Origin of the sequence: Phycicoccus jejuensis, from assembly GCF_000720925.1 — a bacterium.
Classification (GTDB): Bacteria; Actinomycetota; Actinomycetes; order Actinomycetales; family Dermatophilaceae; genus Phycicoccus; species Phycicoccus jejuensis.
Map to the genome: position 1 here is coordinate 107322 of NZ_JOEE01000006.1, position 19825 is coordinate 127146.

A 19825-nucleotide genomic window follows, 5' to 3' on the forward strand; every position below is an offset into this window, starting at 1 on the left:
GAGGATGGCTCGGTGGTGACCACGGCTCGTTCGTCGATCGATGCGGCCGTGCGGCGGGTGTGCGGACGAGCCGTCGACCGGTTGGTCGGCCTGACCGGTGGGGGCATGAACGAGACCTACCTCGCCGAGCTGTCCAGCGGGAGCGAGGTGGTCGTGCGGGTGGCCAGGCACCCGGTGCCGTGGATCACCGACGAGCCACTCCTGATGGAGCAGGCGCGCGCAGCGGGTGTTCCGGCGCCGACGCCGCTGGGGGTGCAGCACGTCGAGGACGAGACGGGCGTGCTGTCCTTCTGCGTGCTCGAGCTCATCCCCGGCCGGTCCCTGGACACGCGGGGCGCCGAGCTGCCGACCCGCGACCTCGAGCGGTTGACGGCCGACGCGGGCGAGCTCCTCGCGCGGATCCACACGCTGGCCCCAGCGGGTGGGGCCCGTCACGAGCTCCGCCCTCCGGACGACGCCGCGACGGCGCGGGCGCTGGTCACCGTGGGGCGGGAGGTCGGCGATGCCCGGGGTCGCGATCGTCGAACGGGGCGTCGAGCTCGCACGCCGGGTGGCGCACCGCGCTCTCGGCCCACTGCCCTTGGCGCACGGGGACTTCATGCCCACGAACCTCGTGGTCGACGACCGCAGGATCGTCGGCGTCATCGACTGGGAGTTCGCCGGGCCGGCGCCACCGGCCTTCGACCTCGCGCGGTGGGAGGTCTCCGCCGGCGACCCGTGGCACGACTGGTCGGAGGTGCTGTGCCGCGGTTACGCACGGGTCGCGGATCCGACATCGGCGGCAGCGGGGCTGGTTCCGGCCTTCGCCGTCGACTGGGCGCTGGAGAAGCTGGGCTGGAGGAACCCCGCCGGCGCCGTCCAGGTCCGGCGATGCCTCGAGGTGATCGACAGGTACGCGAACGCCGGGTGACGCGGCCCGGTCGGGGCCATGGGTCATTGACGCCACATCCGGCGTGCGATCACCGTTGCTGGAGCCGCCACGCAGCCTCGAGCGCGTCCTCGATGGCACCCGCATCACCGTTGGCGAGGTCCGACACGAACATCATGTGCGTGGCGAAGCGGGGCGGGATGCTGAACGTCGCGGGGAACTGCGTGACGATCTGGTCCCGGTAGTCGAGGTCCGCCCGGAGCACGACGTGGGAGTCGTCGAGCTGACGGGCGACCAACCTGCCGTCGTACCGCCAGTGGGTCCGGCCCTCCGACCGGGTGGCCCGCACCCCCGCGAGGCCGGCCGCCAGCTCGTCCAGCTACGACATCTCCACGTGTCGCACCTTCCCTCGGGCCCTGCCGTCGCACCTTAGCCAGAGCCGGCCGGCGTCGGGCGCTCGTGCCCTCCCGACCGGTCGACGCACACGTGGAGGCTCGGCCCCACGACGTCGGTCCTCGGCGTCCTGCGTGGTCCCGATCCCCATGCACCGATCACGCGACGTGACGGTGCCGTCGCCGAGACTCGACCCATGACACCTGCCTCCTGCGCCATGCTCCTCGTCGTCGACGGGGTCCGCTGATGGCGCTGCTCGACGCGGGGCGGGGGCTGCTGTTCACGGCCGCACCCGGCACGGCCAGCACGGCCCTGCGCGAGGCCCTGTTCGCGCAGGGCGGCGTCGTCGAGGTACCTGCCGCCGACGCAGTGCGGGTCGAGGGCATCGACGTCAAGCACGCGACCGCGGCCCAGCTCGTCGGTGCCGGGTTCCTGGCGCCGGACCACGGGCTGCGCGTGGTCACCACGACCCGCAACCCGTTCGACTTCTACGTCGCGGAGTACGAACGCACCCGCCGGCGCTGGGTGCACGAGCTGCGGCGGCCGGACTCCTGGGTGTACGCCACCCCCGGCGCGGTCGGGCGGATCGTGGATGCCGTGACGCTCGAGTTCGACCAGTGGCTGGCGCTGGCCGTCGACGGCCCCGGCGAGCGGCGCGTCAACCGCGGCCACGTCGACGAGGCCGACGTCGTGCTGCGGATGGAGCACCTCGAGGAGGACCTCCGCAGCCTCCTCGGCCTCGAGCTCACGGTTGCGGCCACCAACGTCACCGACCGCGAGCGGGCCTACTGGCGGGCGTACGACGCCCGCAGCCGAGCTCTCGTGCAGACCGCCCACGCCGCGGACCTCGAGCGGTTCTCCTACGCGTTCTAACCGCGCGACCGACCCGGTCCCTCGGGTCCTGCGAGCCCGGCCTTGAGCAGACGACCCGCCACGCCGGAACCGGTCGGTGCGACGTCTGTCGCGGAAGCGGAAAGGCGCTGTGTGTCAACGAGGTCCGGACGATCCCACAGCGCGGCCCGGCGCAGCGCGCGCAACGACCGGACCTCGAGGAGGGGCCGGCCGTCGTGCTCGACGGTGACCTGTCCGGGGGCACCGGCGCGGTCCACGTCGGACAGCAGCCGGTGCCAGGTGGCGGGGGAGGCGTGGGCGGGCGCGTGGACGTGGACGTGGCGCCGGTAGCGCCCGGCCGCGTCCAGCAGCGCCACGTCGGGGACGCCGTCCGCGTCCCCGTCGGGTCGAGGACGCACCCGACGCTCGTGCTGCAGCAGCGCGGCGTGGGCATCGTCGAGGAGCAGTCGTGCGGTCGGGGCGGCCTGGAGGAGGGGGTCGAGCGTGATGACGAGGGCGGCGAGGTCGAAGCCGGGTGACACCGTCACGACCACGTCGTCCGCCCCCAGGTCGAGGGCGCGCGTGGTGACCCCGGGGACGCCGACGCGCCTGGCGACGGCGAGTGACTCGAGGTCCTTCGTGTGAGCGGCGTCCTCGCGTCCCCAGTCCCGGGGCTCCTCGCCCGCGTCGGGGCCGTCGTGCCAGACGGTCGCGTCGTGGGCGTGGGCGAGCAGGCCTCCGGCCTCCCACGCGCGCGCGGCCCACTCCCAGTCCTCGCCGCCGTAGGTGGTGAACCCCTCGTCGAAGCCACCGACGTGGTCGAACCACCAACGGCTGCACGCCACGGCCGCCGAGATCACGTGACGGAACGACAGTGCGTCCGCGTGGAGCAGGTCGGCCGAGCCGGAGTACGCCTCCCGCAGCCACGCCGGCTCGGCCAGCTCGTGCGCGGGCCCGCTGGTCTCGACGGGCGCCTCCACCGGGACGGTCGCGAGGTCGGCGTGCCGTCGCCGACCGACGACGACGGCCTCCGGCAGCAGCCGCGGGAGCCGGGTGACGGCACGGAGGAACGACGGCTCGGGGGTGGAGTCGGCGTCGAGGAAGACGAGCACGTCGGCCCGGGTCGACCGAGCGCCGGCGTTGCGGGCGGCGGCCGCCCGGAAGCCGCGGTCCTCCTGGGTCACCAGACGCACGCCGTCGGGGACGCTCGGGGGCGGGTCGCTGCCGTCGTCGGTGACGACCACCTCGACCGCGTCCGCGGGGTAGTCCTGGCGCGCGAGCGCATGGAGGGTGCGGTCGAGCTCGCGCTGCTGGCGGTAGTGGAGCACCACGACACCGACGCTGCGGACCGGGGCGTCCTGCCCCTCGACGAGGTCCCAGCGGTTGCCCGGTACGGCTGCGCCCCAGGGGGGTTGCGGGCTCACCGCGCCCACCAGGACCGGTAGGCGTGCACCACGTCCTCCAGCGTGTGGGGCGGCCGGTAGTCGCGGGGCAGCCAGGTCCGCGCCGGGTCGTCCATGGCCAGGGCGACCTTGGCGGGCCAGGCGTCGAGAGGACGGACGAGGTGGGCGCCCGGACGGAGCTCGTCGAGCTCGATGGTGGAGGGGTTCTCCCGCAGGAGGGGTCGCCGGCCCGCGGCGACCCAGCTGTTGACCGATCCGGACGCCGACGGATGCCGGTGGGCGGCCACCGGCACCGTGGTCTCGTGCATCGCCCGGACCAGGGCGTCGTCGTCGAGGTACCCGGTGACGTGCCACGCCACCCCGAGGCGGTCGGCGAGGCGCGCCAGATCGTCCGCGAGCTCGTCGTGGCCGGCGACCACACCCCCGAGGGCGGCGACACCGAGGGCGCGGCCGGTCGAGTGCAGGGCCGCCGCGAGCTCGATGGCCTCCTCGTGACCCTTGTCGGGGTAGACCCAGCCGAGCACGCCGATCCACCCGTCCCGGGCCCGCGGTGCGTCGGCCGGCAGGACGGCCCAGCCTGCGCCCACGGCTCGCGTCGGACCGGTCGCCCGGGGCTCGAGCACGATGGGGAGCGGGATGACCTCAGGGCCGCGGGGCGCCTCCGGCAGGGCCGCCGCGGCGAGGGTCGCCTCCCAGCGGCTGTTGACCGCCCATGCGGACGAGCGCGCCACCAGGTGCGAGTAGACCGCCGCCCGCCGCCCCCATCGCGACCCCTCGGCCGGCTGCGGGACGTCGTGCAGGGTGAGGCTCAGCCGGGTCCCGGCCGCCCACGCGTCCACGACGTCCCGGGCCGCCTCCGGGGAGCCGAACAGGCCGGTGGAGAAATGGAGATGGACCGGGCGGCCGTGGAGCCGGGCGGGCACCTCGTGGCCCCGGACGACCGGGGCGCCGGCCGCGTCGGCCACCTGGCGGGCCAGCAGGGTGACCCCGTGCCGGTCGGGACCCGGGAGCCAGTGCACCGGCAGGTCGTCGACCTGCGGGGCCATCGCCTCGCTCATCCTGCGGACCCCCGGGCGAGGAGCGCGGCGTACACCTGCGCGTGCACGTCGCGCACCTCGGTGACCTGCCGCGCGCGGGCGTCGGCATCGGCACCCGGAAGACCTGCGGCGCGCGTCCTCAGGGCACCCCCGACGGCGGCGAGCAGCGACGCCTCGTCGGCGCCGCCCGGGCGCCACCGATAGACGCCCTCCGGCCCCTGGTCGACGAGGTGCCCGACGTCCGGCGCGACCACGCTCGTCCCGAGGTCGTGGCACGCCTCCAGCCAGCCCGAGTGCGTCCCGTGCCGGTAGGGCAGGACGGCGACGTCGAGCGACGCCAGGTGCGACCAGAGGGTGTCGTCGTCCATGGGCGGGTGGACGACGAGCCGGACGCCGTCGGCAGCGGCCTCGGCTAGGGCGCGGCACACCTGACGGGCCCGGTCGTCCGGCGGTGCGTTCCAGGTCCGCTCGTGCAGCCACACGCCGACGTCGGCCTCGGGCATCGCCCGGGCCAGGTGACGGAGGGCAGGGAGCAGGCCGAGAGCGTCAGTGCCGGCCCGCAGGTCCTTCAGCGTCGTCCCGACGACCGGGCGCGTCACAGGTGCGGCCGCCCGCGAGACACGCACTGCCCGCATCGTGGTCAGCGGGACGAGGTGCGGGTGCGGCACGACGACGGCCGGTCGGGCCCAACGTCGCTCGATCTCGGCCGCGGCCCCGGGGGTCAGCGTCAGCACCGTGTCGGCGGCCTCGACCAGGAGGGAGAGCCGCTCCTCGTGGCCGGCCTGCTCGTGCAGGTGGGGGTTCTCCAGGTCGTGGACGGTCTGTACGAGCGGTCGCCCCGTCTCCCGCAGGGCGCGGACCGTCTGCTCGAGGGTGGACAGCGGCACCTGCTCCACCCCGAAGTGGACGTGCATGAGGTCGAAGTCGGAGCGCGCGACCCACTCGGGGGTGAGCATCCGCGGCGGCCACCAGCGAGCCCCGGCCACCTCACCGTCCAGGTCGGGATGGGGGTCCGGCAGCGCGGCGAAGCCGGCCTCGACGGGCATGACCGTCCGGGAGTACGCGTGCGCACCGGGCACCACCGCCACCGTGCGGACCCGTCCCGGCTGGTCGACGAGCACGCGGGGGGCGGCAGCAGGCGGGACAGCGAGGGGCACGGACGTCACTCCCGGGATGGTGGGACGGGGCGGCTGCCCCGCGGGTCGGTATCCCACCGGCTCTACCCACCGGCAGCGCAGGCCACGCATCCTGCCTCCGCCGGCCGGTGACGGGGCGCCCTCGGTGCGAGGGCGCCCCGTCCGGTCACGCGTCAGTCGCCGAGACCGGCGCGGTCGACCTTGCGGTGGAAGCGCATCCCGGCGAGGCCGCCGAGGACGGCCCCGAGCAGGCTGACGACGGCGACACCGACGAGCGCGAGGATGCCGGCGGTGCCGACGTCGCCCTCGCCGACGGGCAGCCGGGGGAAGCTGTTGAGCTGGCCCAGCACGTTGTACCGGTCACCGGCGACGAGGCCGAGGACGGCGACGACGAGCGCGATGACCAGGGCCCAGAGCCAGACGGCGAGGCCCTGCTTGGCGCCGTTGAACCGGGCCATCCGGCCGGCGACGTACCCGCCGCAGTAGTACGCGACGAAGAGGACGACGAGCAGGGCGATCCCGCCGGCCAGCCCCACGGTGGTGGGGTCGCTGGTGGCGCGGTCCGCGGCGTCCTGGACGTCGGTGCCCGTCGCGATGCCGACGCCGGTGCCGGCGGCGGCCACGAGCGCGGTGAGGAGCACGGCGGAGCCGGTGGCGGTCAGCCAGCCGAAGAAGGCCGAGCCGACCTTGATGCCGCCGTACCGCTCCTTCTCGGCGTCGAGCACCTCGTGGCGCGTGGGTGCGGCATCGCGCGGCACGGTGTCGCGGGGGGTCGCGGTGTGGCCCACGGTCGTCCTGTCCTCGTGAGGGGTGGCCATGGCGGTCAGCGGGGGGTGCTGGCGTCGTACGCCGAGGTGGGCTGGGTCGCGGCGCGCGCCTGGCGCGCGGCGTCACGGGCCTGGTCCTCGACGCTCGGCGACGCGGCCACGTGGGCGCGCATCTTCGGGGCCTCGTCCTCGACCGTGCCGAGGTAGCGCTCCCAGCGCGACTGCATCGGCTTGACGAGCCCGCCACCGACACCGACGACGAGGATGCCGCCGATGGTCGCGAGGACCGCGACGAGCACGGGGGTCGTGACGGTCGTCGCGATGCCGACCTGGTTGAGCGCGGCGATGACGCCGAGGCCGAGGATGAAGACGCCGGCGATGTTCGCGAGGACCTTGCCGTACGACAGGCCGCCCAGCGTGTTCTGGATCAGGCCCTTGACCGCGGCCGAGATGGCGGCGGCCACGACGACGATGACGATGGCGACGAAGACGCGCGGCAGGAAGGCGATGACGCCGGTCAGCAGCTCGCTGATGGGGTTGGGCCCGAAGGCGCTGAAGGCCAGCTGCAGGGTGAAGAGCAGGATCGCGTAGTAGACGATCTTCGCGAGGATGTCGGAGGCGTCGTACGACGAGGACTCGAGCATCCGGCCGATGCCGCCACGCTCGATGGCGCGGTCGAACCCGACGCGCGTGAGGACGGCCGAGACGGCTTTGGCCAGGGCCTTCGCGACGACGAAGCCGATCAGCAGGATGACGAGGAACAGGAGCAACCTGGGGACGAAGGTGGCGACCGCCGCCAGGGCGTCGCGCAGTGCGTCGTTCATGGAAAGCCTTTCGAAGGGGCCGCTGGAGGCGGCTCACGGGGCGCGCCGAGAGCGGCACCCTCGGGGCCTACCCCCAATGTTTACGACGTAAACATCGGACCGCCGCGGCCGGCCGCGTCCCGCTCCGGACCCCGTGTCGCGCCCCCGTGGCAGGGTGGGGTGACACCCGCGAGGAGGTCGCATGCCGCCGACGGACGAGCTGTCGCCGCAGGAGAGGGCCGCGCCGCGCCGCGCGCTCGACCGGGCCGTGGTGGTCGAGGAGGCCATCGCGATGATCGACGCCGAAGGGCTCGAGGCGCTGACCATGCGCTCCCTCGGGGCGCGGCTCGGGGTCGAGGCGATGGCGCTCTACCGCCACGTCAACGGGCGCGAAGACCTGCTCGAGGCGATCGTCGACTCGCTCGTCGACTCCATCGCGGTCGACCCGGGCGACCTCTTCGAGCCGGCCGACGGCTGGCAGGCGTTCCTGCAGTGGATGGCGCACTCGGTGCGCTCGCTGGCCGTCGCGCACCCGGCCGTCTTCCCGCTGGTCGCGACCCGCCACCCGGCGGCGCCGTGGCTGCGGCCGCCGCTGCGCAGCCTGCGCGTGGTGGAGGGGTTCCTCGACGGGCTGACCCGCCGCGGCTTCACCGACGGCCAGGCCGTCGAGGCCTACCGCGTCTTCACGAGCTTCCTCCTCGGCCACCTGCTGCTCGAGGTCGCGACGCTCGGGGCCACGACCTCGCCGGTCGAGGAGCCGCTCGACGAGGGCGGCGCTGCCGTCCGCCCGCCGGGTGAGGAGGTGTCGGTCGAGGACTTCCCCACGATCCTGCGGACCGCCCCGCTCCTTTCCGAGGACCACACGGTCGAGGAGTTCGAGCGGTCGCTCGAGGCGCTGCTCGACCGGCTTGACCTCGTCCTGTCGCAGTGACGGGACTGGGGGACCCTTTTCGACGGGGACGGTGCAGGGGTTGGTCTCAGCATCCAAGAGGCACGCAGCGCTCTCCACGGTCAGCCTCTCGGGGGCGATCCCGCTGCATCCGTGGCGGTCTCGGCACAATGCTTCGGAATGAGTGTACTCAGGTGGATATTTCTGACTCATCCGTTCGGCCGATCTTCGGGGCGGAGCCCATCCAATCCGAGCGCCGAGAGTAAAGGCCCGGTAAAGTCATCGTCAGCAGAAGGGCAGGACAGAGGGTCGCAGGGGCCCGACGAAATCCGGTCTGCGACAGCCCACAGGGCTTGGCAGGGAAGCCACCCGAGAAGTCTTCGGGACGACAAGTGAATCCAGCAGTTCGGGTCAGTACTCACCCACTCCGTGCAGGGCGGAACCGGTGAGGACGGACGAACCACCAAGGGCGCAGGGGCTCGCGGTGGACCGGACTGGAGGCCAGGCGGCCTGGCCGGCTCCGCAGGGGGAGCTGACGCCACAGCCGCCGAACCGACACCACGGCGCCCCGTCCGACCACCAGGTCGGGCGGGGCGCCGTGGTGGGCCCCGCGGGCTCAGAGGTCGGTCCTCTCACCGCGTGCGACGGAGCACCCCCGACCGGACCTGCGACGACATCGCGACGAGGGCGACGGCCGGACCGGCGGCCAGCGCGACGAACGCCCACCCCCACCCCGCGGCCGACTCCAACGCAGGGACCACCCAGACGATGGGGACGGTGACGGCGTACCCGATCGCCATCTGCAGGGTGAGCATGCTGCCGACATGGGTCTGGTCGGCCACCGTCGTCACGAGCGAGGAGAACTGCGCCGAGTCGGGGATCACGGACAGCCCCCGGACGAGGGCGACCCCGACGACGAGCCAGAGCGGGGCCGCGCCGAGCTACCCCGTGGCCAGAGCGCAGCTGCCGGACACCACCAGGCACAGCATCGCGACCCGGGCCGACCCCACGCGCTCCGCGAGGCGGCCGCCGGCCCAGCACCCGACGGACCCGATGCCGATGACGAGGAAGGCCAGCAGGCTGGCGGTGCGGCTGCCGGTGCCGCCCTGCCCGACGACACCGACGAGGAAGACCGAGATCCAGGCCCACATGGCGTACAGCTCCCACATGTGACCGAAGTAGCCGATGGAGGTGAGCAGCACCGGGCGCGCGCAGAAGGCACGGACGGTGCCGCGCAGCCGGAAGGTCCCGGCCCGGGAGGCCCGGAACCACGTCGTCACCGACCGCGTCGGCCCCGGATGCCCCGGCGTCCGGCGGGGCGGGCGGGGCGGACGCGGCGCAGGGCGCGCCGGCCCGGGACGCCGGCTCGAACGACGCGTCCATCCCGGTGCCCGCCGCCGGCTCGGACACACCGGCGGCACAGCAGCCGGTCGCCATCCGCATCCCGGCCATCGGGGTCGAGTCGCGGCTCATCGACCTCGGCATCGCGAAGGACGGCACCATGCAGGTGCCCACCGACCCGGCGCTCGCGGGCTGGCTGACCGGGGCTCCGGCGCCCGGCGAGCGCGGCCCGGCGGTCATCGCCGGCCACGTCGACACCCACGAGGGACCGGCGGTGTTCTACCGGCTGCGCGAGCTCGAGCCCGGTGACGCCATCGAGGTCGAGCGGCGCGACGGCACGACGCTGACGTTCACGGTCCGCCGGCTGGAGAGCTTCGCGAAGACGACTTCCCGACCGACCGCGTCTACGGCCCCGCCCCGGGCCCGGTGCTGCGCCTCATCACGTGCAGCGGGGACATCGACCCGGTGAGCGGGCACTACGTCGACAACACCGTGGTGTTCGCCTCCTGACCGTCCCGCGCCGTGCGGCTCAGGGGTCGGGGACGGCCTGGCTCGAGGCGGCGAAGTTGACGCTGATGCGCGGGCTCGACGCCGCGCCCTGCTTGGGGACGCAGTGCCGCCATTCGGTCTGGCAGCGCCCACCCATGACGACGAGGTCGCCGCTCGCCGGGCGCAGCCGCCGGCTCGGACCGCCCTCGGTCGGCCGGAGGAGGAAGTGCCTCGGCGCGCCGAGGCTGAGCACCGGGACGACGCACTCGCGCCGGCGGGCCGAGGCGCCGTCGCCGTGCCAGCCGGTGCTGTCGCGCTGGTCGCGGTAGAGGTTGAGCCAGAGCCGGTCGTAGTCGACCCCGTAGTGCTCGCCCAGCTCGCCGGCCAGCTCGCGCAGCCTCGACGGTGCCGCGCGCACGTCGGGGTACTCGGCGGTCAGCCGCGGCTCGGTGACGACCTCGTCGTACATCCGGCGCCGCCGCTGCTCCCACCCGGGCAGGGCGAGCAGCTCGGCGAACAGGTCGTCGGCGCCGGCGAGCCAGCCCGGCACGTGCTCGACCCACGAGTGCTCGTCCAGACGCAGCCGCTGCGCCGCCGCGAACGACACCCCGGAGCGCGCCCGGTCGGCGCCGTCCTCGTCCCCGAAGAGGGGGAGGGGCACGTCGGTCATGCCCTCACGACTACCAGCGGGCACCGACACCCGCCGTGTGCCGGCTCGGTCAGCCCTGCGGGGCCTCCGGCGGGACGGCCCAGCCCCCGTCGTCCCGGATGGCCCGGACGATGCGCCGGCTGGCCTCGCGCAGCCCACGGGCCTGCGCCGCGGTGAGCCGGTCGAGCACCAGGTCGTGCACGAGCCGGACGTGCCCCGGCGTGGCCTGCTCGACCTTGTCACGCCCGGCGGCCGTCAGGGTGGCGAGGGTGTAGCGACCGTCCCGGGGGTCGGGCGACCGGCGCAGCCATCCGCGGGACTCCAGCCGGGTGGCCGCTCGGGACAGCCGCGAGAGCGTGCTGTTGGCGTACCCGGCGAGGACGCTCAGGCGCAGCTCCCCACCCTCGGCCTCCGCCAGCGCGTAGAGGACGCCGTACTCGAAGTGGGTGAGGTCGGCGTCCCGCTGGAGCTGCGCGTCGAGCGCCGCCGGCAGCCATTCCAGGACGGTGGCCAGCGCGGCCCAGGTCTCGAGCGCCTCGCCCGTGAGGCGCTGCGGGGCGGGGGAGTCCGGCATCCCTGCAGCCTACGCATCCGCAGCCGGTCCGCGGCCGTCATTGACTTGCCCGGGCAAGTCATCCGGCCTACATTGACTTGCTCAAGCAAGTGATTTCGGCCGGAGGCCGAGGACGGAGAAGAGCGTGGACCTGGACCTGGCCGGCAAGCGGGCGTTCGTCAGCGGTGCGACCCGAGGCATCGGGTACGCCGTCGCGCGAGGGCTGCTCGACGAGGGTGCGGAGGTGGTCGTCAACGGCCGGGACGAGCGGCGGGTGGCCGAGGCCGTCGAGCGGCTGCGCGCGCACCGCCCGGCCGGGCGGGTCAGTGGGATCGCGGCGGACCTCGCGGACGCCGCACAGGTGGAGGGGCTGATCGCGGCCCTCGGGCCGGTCGACGTCCTCGTCAACAACGTCGGGGTGTTCGAGGTCGCGCGCTTCGAGGACCTTCGCGACGAGGACTGGCTGCGGTACTTCGAGGTCAACGTCATGAGCGCGGTGCGCCTGTCGCGCAGCGTGATCGGGCCGATGCTCGAGCGCGGATGGGGACGCATCGTCTTCGTCAACACCGAGTCCGCGGTCGACGTCCCCGCCGACATGCTGCACTACGGCGTCACCAAGGCCGGGGCGCTCGCGCTCGCCAACGGCCTGGCAAAGCTGACCCGAGGGAGCCGCGTGACGGTCAACACCGTCCTCGGCGGGCCGACCTGGTCCGACGGCGTCGCCGACGCGGTGGCGGAGGTGAGCCGGACGCAGGGCGTCCCGGTCGACGACCTGCGTGCCGCGATCGTCGGGCCCGACCACCGCGGCCTCCTCCAGCGGTTCATCGAGCCCGACGAGATCGCCTCGCTCGTGCTCTACCTCGCGAGCCCGCGCTCCTCGGCGACGAACGGCGCGGCGCTGCGGGCCGACGGCGGGGTGCTGCCCACGATCGTCTGACGTGATGCTCCGCCGGGATGTCAGGTGGAGGAGGAGCGGCCGGCGTCCATCCGGCCCGCACGTGCGGGGTTGTCGCTGTCCGAACCCCTGGCGGCGCGCGGAAAGCCCGCACGTGCGGGGTTGTCGCTGTCCGGACCCGCCAGAGACCGCGGAAAGCCCGCACGTGCGGGGTCGGTGGAGGGCCGCTAGGCCGTCCGGAGGGCGGCCGACGCGGCGTCGAAGAGCCGCTCGGCTTCTTCCGCGGTCCGCCCGATCGCCGTCGCCCCGACGGTTCCCCGATCGTCCAGCGAGGGGAACATGTGCAGGACCACGCCGGTCCGCGCGACCGGGTCGAACGCGAGCCCGGCGGCCTCCAGTGCCGCGATGACGTGCGCAGCCGTGACGCCCCGCCCGACCTCGACGTCGTCGCTCGAGCGGTAGTGCCGCTCCCCGCCGTCGTCGGCCAGCCACCGGCCGCTCTGGGTCTCGTAGACGCCGGGCGCGAGATGGCGCAGCGCGGCGTACGAGTGGCTCGTCCCGCCCTTGCGCAGGTTGAGGTCGACGGCCACGAGCGTCCGCCCGCCCGCTCCCCGGGCCGCGACGAAGTCGACCGAGAGCCAGCCGACGGCGCCGCGCTCTGCCAGTCGGCGCGCCACGGCCGCCGCCTGCGTGGCGACCTCGGACGCGTGCGCCGCATCGGCCGGGAAGCGGCTGCCGACGAAGACCTGCCCGTCCTCTCCGCCGAGGAGCTGCTCGTGGGTCGAGCGGACGACGACCTCCCCGTCCCGGCCGATCTCGACCTGGGCGCTGGGGCTGCCCACGACCTCGCCGGTCACCAGCTCCTCGACGACGCCGCCGAGCGCCAGGTCCCGCAGGAACGCGGGTGGGGAGAGCCGCGCGAGAGCGGCCACGAGCGCGTCGTCGGGCAGCGATCGGCCCTCGTCGTCCCGCACCAGCAGGACGAGGTTGCCTTCTCCTGCACCGGAGTTGTCGAGCTTGACGACCACCCGCTCGACCAGCGGCCTCTCCCGCAGGATGGTCCGGACGGCCACCGCCACCTCGTCGTTGCTGCGGACGTCCTCGACCCCCACCGGGACGGCCACGTCGCACTCGCGGAACAGGCGGCGCGAGGCGCTCTTGAAGCCCAGCGGCCACAGCTCGGCGGGACCGCCGTTGAGGGGGACGCCGAGGGCCTGCGCGACCGCGAGCTCGTCGTCGGTGACGTTCCACGGCTCGATGACGGCCGGGGTGGCGCCCACCTGCCGGCGCAGCCGGTCGAGGAGGTCGGGCCGGTCGAGCAGCTTGGCGGCGATGCCACGCGGGCCGTCGTCGGGCACGACGAGGCACGTGACCCGGCGGCGTGCGTCGTCGGGGTCGCCGGGACGGGCGAGGCGCGCGTAGTGGTCGAGGACGTCGGGCGCCGGCTCGCTGCTCGCCACGACGACCACCCGCGCCGAGGGGTCGTGCGCCGTGACGAGGCCGTCGAGGAGGGCTCGGTGCTCCAGGGCCGGCAGGTGCGACGCGTGCCGCTCGAGCAGCCGCGCCGGCATGCTGTGCGACGGCAGCGAGACGACGACATGGTCGCGGCAGGGCGACCCGTCGGACGGGTCCGGGGAAGGGGCGGCCGCGACGTCGGCACGCTCGCGGGCGCTCATCCGGACCACCCTAGGTGCTGGGCGCCCGCAGGGTCGGTCGCGACGGCGACCGGCCCTGCGTGGGCATGCGCTCAGACCGGCTGGGGGGCCTCGGCCACGAGGTGCGGCGCCACGAGGGCGGCGTAGCGCTCCCACATGTCGCCGGGGGAGGGCACGAGGTACCCGGGCAGGCTCGAGGTCACCGACGTGAGGAGCCACCAGAGCACGAGGACCGCCGCGACGAACGCGGCGGGTCGGCCGTACGACCGCAGCAGGGTCCCCGTGCGCGGGGTGCGTGGCCGGGGCGCCGGCGGGGCGGGTCGGGCGAGCGTGGAATTCGTCGTCATTGGCGAAGGCTCCTGGGGTGACGGGAGCGCGGCTCCTGTCGCGGATAGCGCTTTCCCGAACGGGATGGTCTGCCCTGAGGCGTGTCAACCACGTCGTGGGACCCAGGTGGTCGCCCGACGACCACCGACCCAGCACACTGGGCTCGGCCAGCGACGACGAAAGGGGCCGCGATGGCGACGACGCTGCAGGAGGTCGCGCGGAGTGCCGGCGTCTCCCTCGCCACGGCCTCCCGCGTCCTCAACGGGTCCGACCGCCATCCCGGCCCGGAGATCGCCTCCCGCGTCCGCGCCACCGCCGAGTCGCTGGGCTACGTCCCGCACGCCCAGGCGCAGGCCCTCGCGCGGGCGACGAGCGACCTCGTCGGGCTCGTCGTCCACGACATCGCCGACCCGTACTTCTCGACGATCGCCGGCGGTGTCCAGTCGGTCGCGCAGCCCCTGGGCAAGCAGACCCTCCTCGCGAGCACCGGCCGCGACCCGCAGCTCGAGACGGCCGCCGTGCGCTCCCTCGCCGCGCAGCGCACCCAGGCGATCATCCTCGCGGGCTCCCGACGGCGCAGCGCCGACGGCGCCCACCGCGACCTCGTCGCGGCCTGCCGGATGTACGAGCGCAACGGCGGTCGCCTGGCGTTCGTCGGGCAGCAGTTCGAGGGGTTCCCGGCCGTCGTACCGGACAACGCCGGGGGTGCCCGCCGCCTGGCCCGGGCCCTCGTCGAGACCGGGCACCGGCGGTTCGCCGTCGTCGAGGGCCCTCGCTGGCTGCGCACCTCGGTCGACCGCGCTGACGCCTTCTGCCGGGAGGTCGGGCCGGAGCGGGTCGCGTGGTCGGTCCGCGGCGACTTCTCGCGCGCAGGTGGCTACGGCGCCGTGCGCTCGGTCCTCGAGGGTGGTGACGACCCCGGGCCCCTGTGCGTCTTCGCGGTGTCCGACGTCATGGCGCTCGGGGTCCTCGCCGCGTGTCGCGACCTCGGGCTGCGGGTGCCCGAGGACGTCGCCGTCGCCGGCTTCGACGCCATCCCGACGTTGCTCGACGTGACCCCCACGCTCACCACCGTGGCGCTGGACCTGCGCGCCATCGGCGCCCGGGCCGCCGAGCTCGCGCTGGACGGCGCCGCGTCGGCCCGCCGGGTGTCCGTGGCGGCGGAGGTGCGGTTGCGCGACAGCACCGCGCTCGGGGGCTGACGTGCATCCCAAGGCCGCCGCGGGCCACGCCCCGCGGCAGCGCAGGGTCGTCGTCGCGTCGGACAAGTTCAAGGGTTCGCTCTCGTCCGACGGTGTGGGAGAGGCGGTCCGGCGCGGCCTGCTGTCGGTCCGACCCGATGTCGAGGTGGACGTCGTCCCCGTCGCGGACGGCGGTGACGGCACCCTCGCGGCCGCGGTGGCGGCGGGCTACGAGCTGGTGCCGGTGACCGCGGCCGGACCCACCGGAGAGCCGGTGGCGACCGCCTACGCCCGTCGCGGCGACCGGGCCGTCGTCGAGCTCGCGCACACCAGCGGCCTGGCGCTGCTGCCCGGGGGTCGACCGGCCCCGTGGGCGGCGACGACGCGCGGCACCGGCGAGGTGCTCGCCGCGGCCCTCGACGCCGGGTGCCGCGACATCTGCCTCGGCGTCGGCGGCAGTGCGAGCACCGACGGCGGCGCCGGCCTTCTCCTCGGGCTGGGCGCCGGCCTCGTCGGCGCCGACGGCGCGCCCGTCCCCGACCCGGGTGCCCGGCCCGACCGGGTCGCGGCCCTCGACCTGCGGACGCTGCACCCGGGGCTGTCCGAGGCCCGCCTGGTGCTGGCGTGCGACGTCGACAACCCGCTGCTCGGACCGCGCGGTGCGGCAGCGGTGTACGGCCCCCAGAAGGGTCTGCGTCCCGACGACCTGCCGGTCGTGGAGCGCGCGCTGGAGGCGTGGGCGGACGTGGTCGACGCGGCCACCGGGACCGACCACCGGGCCACGCCGGGGGCCGGTGCCGCGGGCGGTGTGGGCTTCGCCGTCCTCGCGGCGCTGGGCGCCGAGGTCCGGTCCGGCGTGGAGGTCGTCCTCGAGCTGGTCGGGATCGACGAGCGGCTGCGCGGCGCCCCGCTCGTCGTGACGGGGGAGGGGGCGCTCGACGTGCAGACCCTCGCGGGCAAGGCCCCCGCCGGGGTCGCGGCGCGGGCGCGCGCCGCGGGGTGCGACGTCGTCGCGGTGTGTGGCGCACGGCAGCTCGACGAGGCCGGGCTGCGCTCGATGGGGGTGGGTGCGGCGTACGCGCTGCTCGACATCGAGAGCGACCTCGCCCGGTGCCTCGCGGAGCCCGAGGTGCTGCTCGAGGAGCTCGGCCGCGCCATCGCCCGCGCCCACCTCTGAGGGTCGTCGGGGGCGGTGGTCCGCCGTGCCGGCGAGCCCGGGACGTCCTCGCCGTTCGGATGCGGGAATGGCTCGCGCAGAGACGAGTACGCCGCAGGGCCGGTCGCGACGGCGACCGGCCCTGCGGTGGGTGTGCGGGGAGCGGCGGTCAGCGGCCGCGCTCCGAGACCTCGACCTCGTCGCCCACCGAGCCGACGTACCCGTCGGCCCCGGCGAACACGAAGCGGTAGGTGGAGTCGACGTCGCGGTCGACACGGGCCCACACCCAGCCGTCGTCGTTGGTCTCGAGGGTGTCCTCGGTCGTCCAGGTGGACGAGCCGTCGACCCGGCGCTGCAGGGTCACGGTCCGGCCGTCGAGGCGGTCGCCGGCGGGCGTCGTCAGGCGCCCGACGACGAGCGGGTGGCGACGTCCGTCGGTGAGACGGCTGCGGAGCCGGGTCACGGTCGTCAGCGTCGTGGTCCCGGTCGCCGGCTTCGCGGTGCTCGAGCCGGCGAACGTGAAGCGGACGACGGTCGGCGTCTCGGGCGCCTGGGTCCAGGCCACGCGGCCGGCGGAGTCGGTCGTCGCCGTCCGCACGGTCCTGAACTGGGTCGAGCCGAGGTCGCGGGTGTCGATGCTGACGCGCGCGTTGGCCACGGCCTTGCCGGTGCTCTTGACGCGCAGGGTGAACGTCGCCGTCCGCGGCCAGGTGCCGGTGACGGAGAGCGACCCGGTGGTGACCGCCGGGGCCGGCGGCGCCGGCGGCTTGGGAGCCGGCGGCTTCGGCGCGGGCGGCGGCGGGGTGGGCAGGGCCGTCCCGAAGAACTGCCAGTGCCACGGCTCGGGGTTCGAGCCCTTGGCCACGGCCCAGGTGGGCTGCGCCCATCCGTACTTGCGGCCGACGCTGGCCATCCACTTGTAGCGGGCGCCGCTGTAGGCGCCGACGCCGCAGCCGAGGTCGACGGCCAGACCCCAGCCGTGGGTCGAGGTGCCGGGCTTGGCCGCGCGCGGCGACCCGTACTTCTTGTAGAGCGCGACCTGCTTCGTGTACGAGCGGTACGCGTCGTTGATGCAGAGGTTGGCGCCGAAGCGGGCCTTGTAGGCCGTGTTGAGCGAGGTGAGCTTGCGCGTCGCGTCGCAGCGCAGGCTGTCGGTCCTGTCCCAGGGGATGGCGCACAGCGCGGACGCGGGGATCTTGCCGTTGGTGTGGCCGCCCCACCCGAGGGAGGAGCCGGCGGCGGTGGCGGTGGGCGCGGCGGCGGTGGCGAGGCCGAGCGCGAGCAGGGGGACGGCGAGCAGGGTGGTGGGTCGTCTGAGGGCGGACATTCGGGCACGTTCCTTCCGGGTGGGCCGCCTACGGAACGTGACCTGTCGGGTTGGGACGCCGGTGCGCCCCGCCCTCGTGAGAGGACTTCACCCCGAGGAGCGACTCCATGTGCCTGGGCGCCCCGCCCCCACCATCACAGGGATCGCGAGGGCCCCGGGTGCTGGTGGGGTTCGGCGACACCCGGGCCGGTCGGAGCAGGGGTTCCGGCCGACGATGGTCCTCGACCAACGACGCTACGAGCGGGTCCCGGCGCGCGGGCGGGACCGGGCGGCGGGTGGGCCGAACGGCCCAGCGGTTCACCCGTTCAGCCCTCTGACCATTGCGTTTGCCCTGGAGCGCCACATCCGCGGGCGGCACGCCCCACGCTCGGGGGTCGACGCCGCACGCACGCCCGGCCGGCGGGCACGAGCCGGTCAGGTCTCGACCTCGTCGAGGATGCGCGGCAGGCGCGACACGAGGTCGCGGGCGAGAAAGCCGACCCGACCGACCTCGGACGTCAGCCGCTCGCCCGCGCCGTCGTGGAGGTAGGCCCCCCACACGGCGGCCTGGGTGGGCTCGGCCCCGCGTGCCAGGAGCCCGGCCACGACCCCGGCCTTGACGTCCCCCGACCCGGCCGAGGCCGACCCGGGCGCCCCGGACCCGAGCGTCCAGGTGCGGCCGTCCGGTGCGACGACGTGCGACACGTCCGACCCGGCGAGGACGGTCGCGCCGGTGGCGCGGGCCATCCGGGAGGCCGCCGCCGGCACGTCGGCCGCCACCTCGTCCTCGTCGGCGCCGATGACGAGCGAGAGCTCGCCGATGTTGGGGGTGACGACCGATCCCGCCGCGAGCGCGCCGAGGCCGTCGGGGTGCTGCGTGAGGAAGGCCGTGGCGAGGGCGTCGACGACGAGCGGCACCTCGAGCAGCGGCACGAGCGCCTCGAGCAGCGCGAGCGCAGCGTCGGGGTCCCCGATGCCGGGGCCCACGAGCACCGCGTCGGCGCCGGACGCCTGCTCCGCGACGCGCCCCGCGGCCGCCGCCGAGATCTCGTCGCCCGTCGCGGGCAGACCGGTGACGAACGCCTCCGGCAGCGAGACGGCGACCTGCGTGGCGGTCGTCCCGACCGTCGCCACCTGCACCTTGCCGGCGCCGCTGCGCAGGGCCGCCTCTGCCGCGAGCAGGACGGCGCCCGGGTTGCCGGCACAGCCGCCGACGACGACGAGGCGCCCCTTGGTGTCCTTGCTGCCGGTGGGGTCGGGCAACCGCCAGTCGCGCAGGAGGGCCGGTGTGACGACGACGGGAGCGTGCTCAGGCATCGTGGTCACCGCCGTCCGCGGGCCCGTCGCCGGTGCCGGCCGGTGTCGGCGCGGAGTGCGTCGTCCGCGCGCCGCCCGGGCGCTCGAGGTGCTCGACGGCGCCGTACCCGGTGAGCTCGAGGCCGCCCTCCCCGCTCCGGTAGGTGGTGAGCGAGCAGTTGGCCAGCGGGGTGTCGCGGTCGATCCCGAGCAGGTCCTGCTCGGTCAGCCCCTCGAGGACGTAGCGGAAGGCCATGATGACCGCCTGGTGGGTGAAGACCCACACGCGGCGGTCCGCGCAGTCGGAGCGCACGTCGCGCAGCAGGCCGCGTACCCGCAGCACGACGTCGACCCAGCTCTCCCCGCCGGGTGGCCGGTAGTAGAACTTGCCCATCGACTCCCTGCGGCGGGCCTCGTCCGGGTGCAGCTCGCGGATGCCGCTGCTCGTCAGGCCGTCGAACAGGCCGAGGTCGCGCTCACGCACGCGCTCGTCGTGGACCGGCGCGGGCACGGCGCTCACGTCGGCCAGCGCGTGGTCCGCGGTCGCGGCCGCCCGGGTGTAGGGCGAGGCGATGACGACCTCGGGCAGACGTTCCGTCGGCCACGTCGCGAGGTGCCGGCCCAGCGCGCGGGCCTGCACCTCGCCGGTGTCGGACAGCGGTGTGTCCGGGTCGCGGTGTTCGAGGTCGAGCCGGTCGACCCCGTGGCTGCCGGCTGCCTCCGCGGCAAGGTTGCCCACGCTCTGGCCGTGCCGGACCAGCACGAGCTCGCTCGGCCAGCCCTCGGTCGACGGGGGGCCGGGGGGACGGTCGGGCACGGGGGCCTCCTGGGCGGCCGGGACGGGACGTCC

The 19825-nt window shown here is 75.0% G+C and carries 22 protein-coding genes and 1 pseudogene; 8 read left to right on the plus strand and 15 right to left on the minus strand.

Going from position 1 to position 19825, the window contains the following annotated elements:
- Nucleotides 1-57: 57 nt before the first annotated feature.
- Nucleotides 58-462, plus strand: a pseudogene (locus IG69_RS23295) (phosphotransferase family protein); the annotation flags it as partial.
- A gap of 40 nt (nt 463-502) precedes the next feature.
- A complete protein-coding gene (locus IG69_RS23140) occupies nt 503-910 on the plus strand; it encodes a phosphotransferase (RefSeq protein ID WP_211251003.1) in 408 nt (135 codons plus the stop codon).
- 49 nt (nt 911-959) lie between these two features.
- On the opposite strand, the gene IG69_RS0112770 is transcribed toward IG69_RS23140, so the two are convergent.
- Nucleotides 960-1166, minus strand: a complete 207-nt coding sequence (locus IG69_RS0112770) for a hypothetical protein (RefSeq protein WP_157577552.1) — start codon at nt 1164-1166, stop codon at nt 960-962.
- A gap of 341 nt (nt 1167-1507) precedes the next feature.
- Here IG69_RS0112770 and IG69_RS0112775 point away from each other — a divergent pair, with 341 nt between their 5' ends.
- Nucleotides 1508-2134: a hypothetical protein gene (locus IG69_RS0112775; RefSeq protein WP_030528564.1), complete on the plus strand. Its 627-nt coding sequence runs from the start codon at nt 1508-1510 to the stop codon at nt 2132-2134.
- On the opposite strand, the gene IG69_RS0112780 is transcribed toward IG69_RS0112775, so the two are convergent.
- The 5 genes from IG69_RS0112780 to IG69_RS0112800 all read right to left on the minus strand — a co-directional run bounded on the left by IG69_RS0112780 (nt 2131) and on the right by IG69_RS0112800 (nt 7259).
- A complete protein-coding gene (locus IG69_RS0112780) occupies nt 2131-3516 on the minus strand; it encodes a glycosyltransferase (protein WP_157577554.1) in 1386 nt (461 codons plus the stop codon). The two genes, IG69_RS0112775 and IG69_RS0112780, sit on opposite strands and share 4 nt — an antisense overlap.
- On the minus strand, nt 3513-4553 hold the full coding sequence (locus IG69_RS22155) for a glycosyltransferase family protein (protein ID WP_157577556.1): 1041 nt from the start codon (nt 4551-4553) through the stop codon (nt 3513-3515). The genes IG69_RS0112780 and IG69_RS22155 overlap by 4 nt, the downstream gene beginning before the upstream one ends.
- Entirely contained in the window at nt 4550-5698 is a 1149-nt protein-coding gene (locus IG69_RS0112790) for a glycosyltransferase family protein (RefSeq protein WP_051750527.1), read from the minus strand. Before IG69_RS0112790 ends, IG69_RS22155 begins: the two co-directional genes overlap by 4 nt.
- Before the next feature lie 143 nt (nt 5699-5841).
- Entirely contained in the window at nt 5842-6486 is a 645-nt protein-coding gene (locus tag IG69_RS0112795; RefSeq protein WP_245616146.1) for a hypothetical protein, read from the minus strand.
- 5 nt (nt 6487-6491) lie between these two features.
- A complete protein-coding gene (locus IG69_RS0112800; protein ID WP_051750528.1) occupies nt 6492-7259 on the minus strand; it encodes a mechanosensitive ion channel family protein in 768 nt (255 codons plus the stop codon).
- Nucleotides 7260-7440: 181 nt separating this feature from the next.
- Here IG69_RS0112800 and IG69_RS0112805 point away from each other — a divergent pair, with 181 nt between their 5' ends.
- The gene (locus IG69_RS0112805; protein ID WP_030528570.1) at nt 7441-8169 is read left to right on the plus strand and encodes a TetR/AcrR family transcriptional regulator; all 729 of its coding nucleotides are present in this window, start codon (nt 7441-7443) and stop codon (nt 8167-8169) included.
- 590 nt (nt 8170-8759) lie between these two features.
- Here the strand turns inward: IG69_RS0112805 and IG69_RS21100 are convergent.
- Together IG69_RS21100 and IG69_RS21105 are read right to left on the minus strand one after the other, a co-directional pair.
- Nucleotides 8760-9011: a hypothetical protein gene (locus tag IG69_RS21100; RefSeq protein ID WP_051750529.1), complete on the minus strand. Its 252-nt coding sequence runs from the start codon at nt 9009-9011 to the stop codon at nt 8760-8762.
- A gap of 57 nt (nt 9012-9068) precedes the next feature.
- Complete coding sequence (locus IG69_RS21105) at nt 9069-9407, minus strand: hypothetical protein (RefSeq protein WP_051750530.1); 339 nt, start codon at nt 9405-9407, stop codon at nt 9069-9071.
- A gap of 107 nt (nt 9408-9514) precedes the next feature.
- On the opposite strand from IG69_RS21105, the gene IG69_RS20295 reads away from it, so the two are divergent.
- Nucleotides 9515-9937: a sortase domain-containing protein gene (locus IG69_RS20295; protein ID WP_051750531.1), complete on the plus strand. Its 423-nt coding sequence runs from the start codon at nt 9515-9517 to the stop codon at nt 9935-9937.
- Between the two features lie 60 nt (nt 9938-9997).
- Here IG69_RS20295 and IG69_RS0112820 read toward each other — a convergent pair whose 3' ends face one another.
- Nucleotides 9998-10627, minus strand: coding sequence for an alpha-ketoglutarate-dependent dioxygenase AlkB (locus IG69_RS0112820; RefSeq protein ID WP_030528571.1), 630 nt, complete (start codon nt 10625-10627; stop codon nt 9998-10000).
- 49 nt (nt 10628-10676) lie between these two features.
- Nucleotides 10677-11180, minus strand: a complete 504-nt coding sequence (locus IG69_RS0112825) for a MarR family winged helix-turn-helix transcriptional regulator (protein WP_030528572.1) — start codon at nt 11178-11180, stop codon at nt 10677-10679.
- A gap of 124 nt (nt 11181-11304) precedes the next feature.
- Between IG69_RS0112825 and IG69_RS0112830 the strand changes: the two genes are divergently transcribed.
- Entirely contained in the window at nt 11305-12096 is a 792-nt protein-coding gene (locus IG69_RS0112830) for an SDR family NAD(P)-dependent oxidoreductase (RefSeq protein WP_030528573.1), read from the plus strand.
- Nucleotides 12097-12281: 185 nt separating this feature from the next.
- Here the strand turns inward: IG69_RS0112830 and IG69_RS0112835 are convergent, their stop codons facing one another.
- Together IG69_RS0112835 and IG69_RS0112840 are read right to left on the minus strand one after the other, a co-directional pair.
- Entirely contained in the window at nt 12282-13730 is a 1449-nt protein-coding gene (locus IG69_RS0112835; RefSeq protein WP_030528574.1) for a peptide ligase PGM1-related protein, read from the minus strand.
- 71 nt (nt 13731-13801) lie between these two features.
- Complete coding sequence (locus IG69_RS0112840; RefSeq protein ID WP_030528575.1) at nt 13802-14056, minus strand: hypothetical protein; 255 nt, start codon at nt 14054-14056, stop codon at nt 13802-13804.
- A gap of 171 nt (nt 14057-14227) precedes the next feature.
- Here IG69_RS0112840 and IG69_RS0112845 point away from each other — a divergent pair, with 171 nt between their 5' ends.
- Entirely contained in the window at nt 14228-15238 is a 1011-nt protein-coding gene (locus IG69_RS0112845) for a LacI family DNA-binding transcriptional regulator (RefSeq protein WP_030528576.1), read from the plus strand.
- Nucleotide 15239: 1 nt separating this feature from the next.
- Nucleotides 15240-16394 (plus strand): glycerate kinase, encoded by a 1155-nt coding sequence (locus IG69_RS0112850; protein WP_030528577.1) that lies wholly within the window; start codon nt 15240-15242, stop codon nt 16392-16394.
- A gap of 148 nt (nt 16395-16542) precedes the next feature.
- Here IG69_RS0112850 and IG69_RS21110 read toward each other — a convergent pair whose 3' ends face one another.
- From IG69_RS21110 to IG69_RS0112865, 3 genes are all read right to left on the minus strand, one after another.
- Nucleotides 16543-17700: a M15 family metallopeptidase gene (locus tag IG69_RS21110; protein WP_051750532.1), complete on the minus strand. Its 1158-nt coding sequence runs from the start codon at nt 17698-17700 to the stop codon at nt 16543-16545.
- 414 nt (nt 17701-18114) lie between these two features.
- Nucleotides 18115-18996: an NAD(P)H-hydrate dehydratase gene (locus tag IG69_RS0112860; RefSeq protein ID WP_030528579.1), complete on the minus strand. Its 882-nt coding sequence runs from the start codon at nt 18994-18996 to the stop codon at nt 18115-18117.
- Complete coding sequence (locus IG69_RS0112865; protein WP_084696793.1) at nt 18989-19792, minus strand: histidine phosphatase family protein; 804 nt, start codon at nt 19790-19792, stop codon at nt 18989-18991. The genes IG69_RS0112860 and IG69_RS0112865 overlap by 8 nt, the downstream gene beginning before the upstream one ends.
- Between the last annotated feature and the right edge of the window lie 33 nt (nt 19793-19825).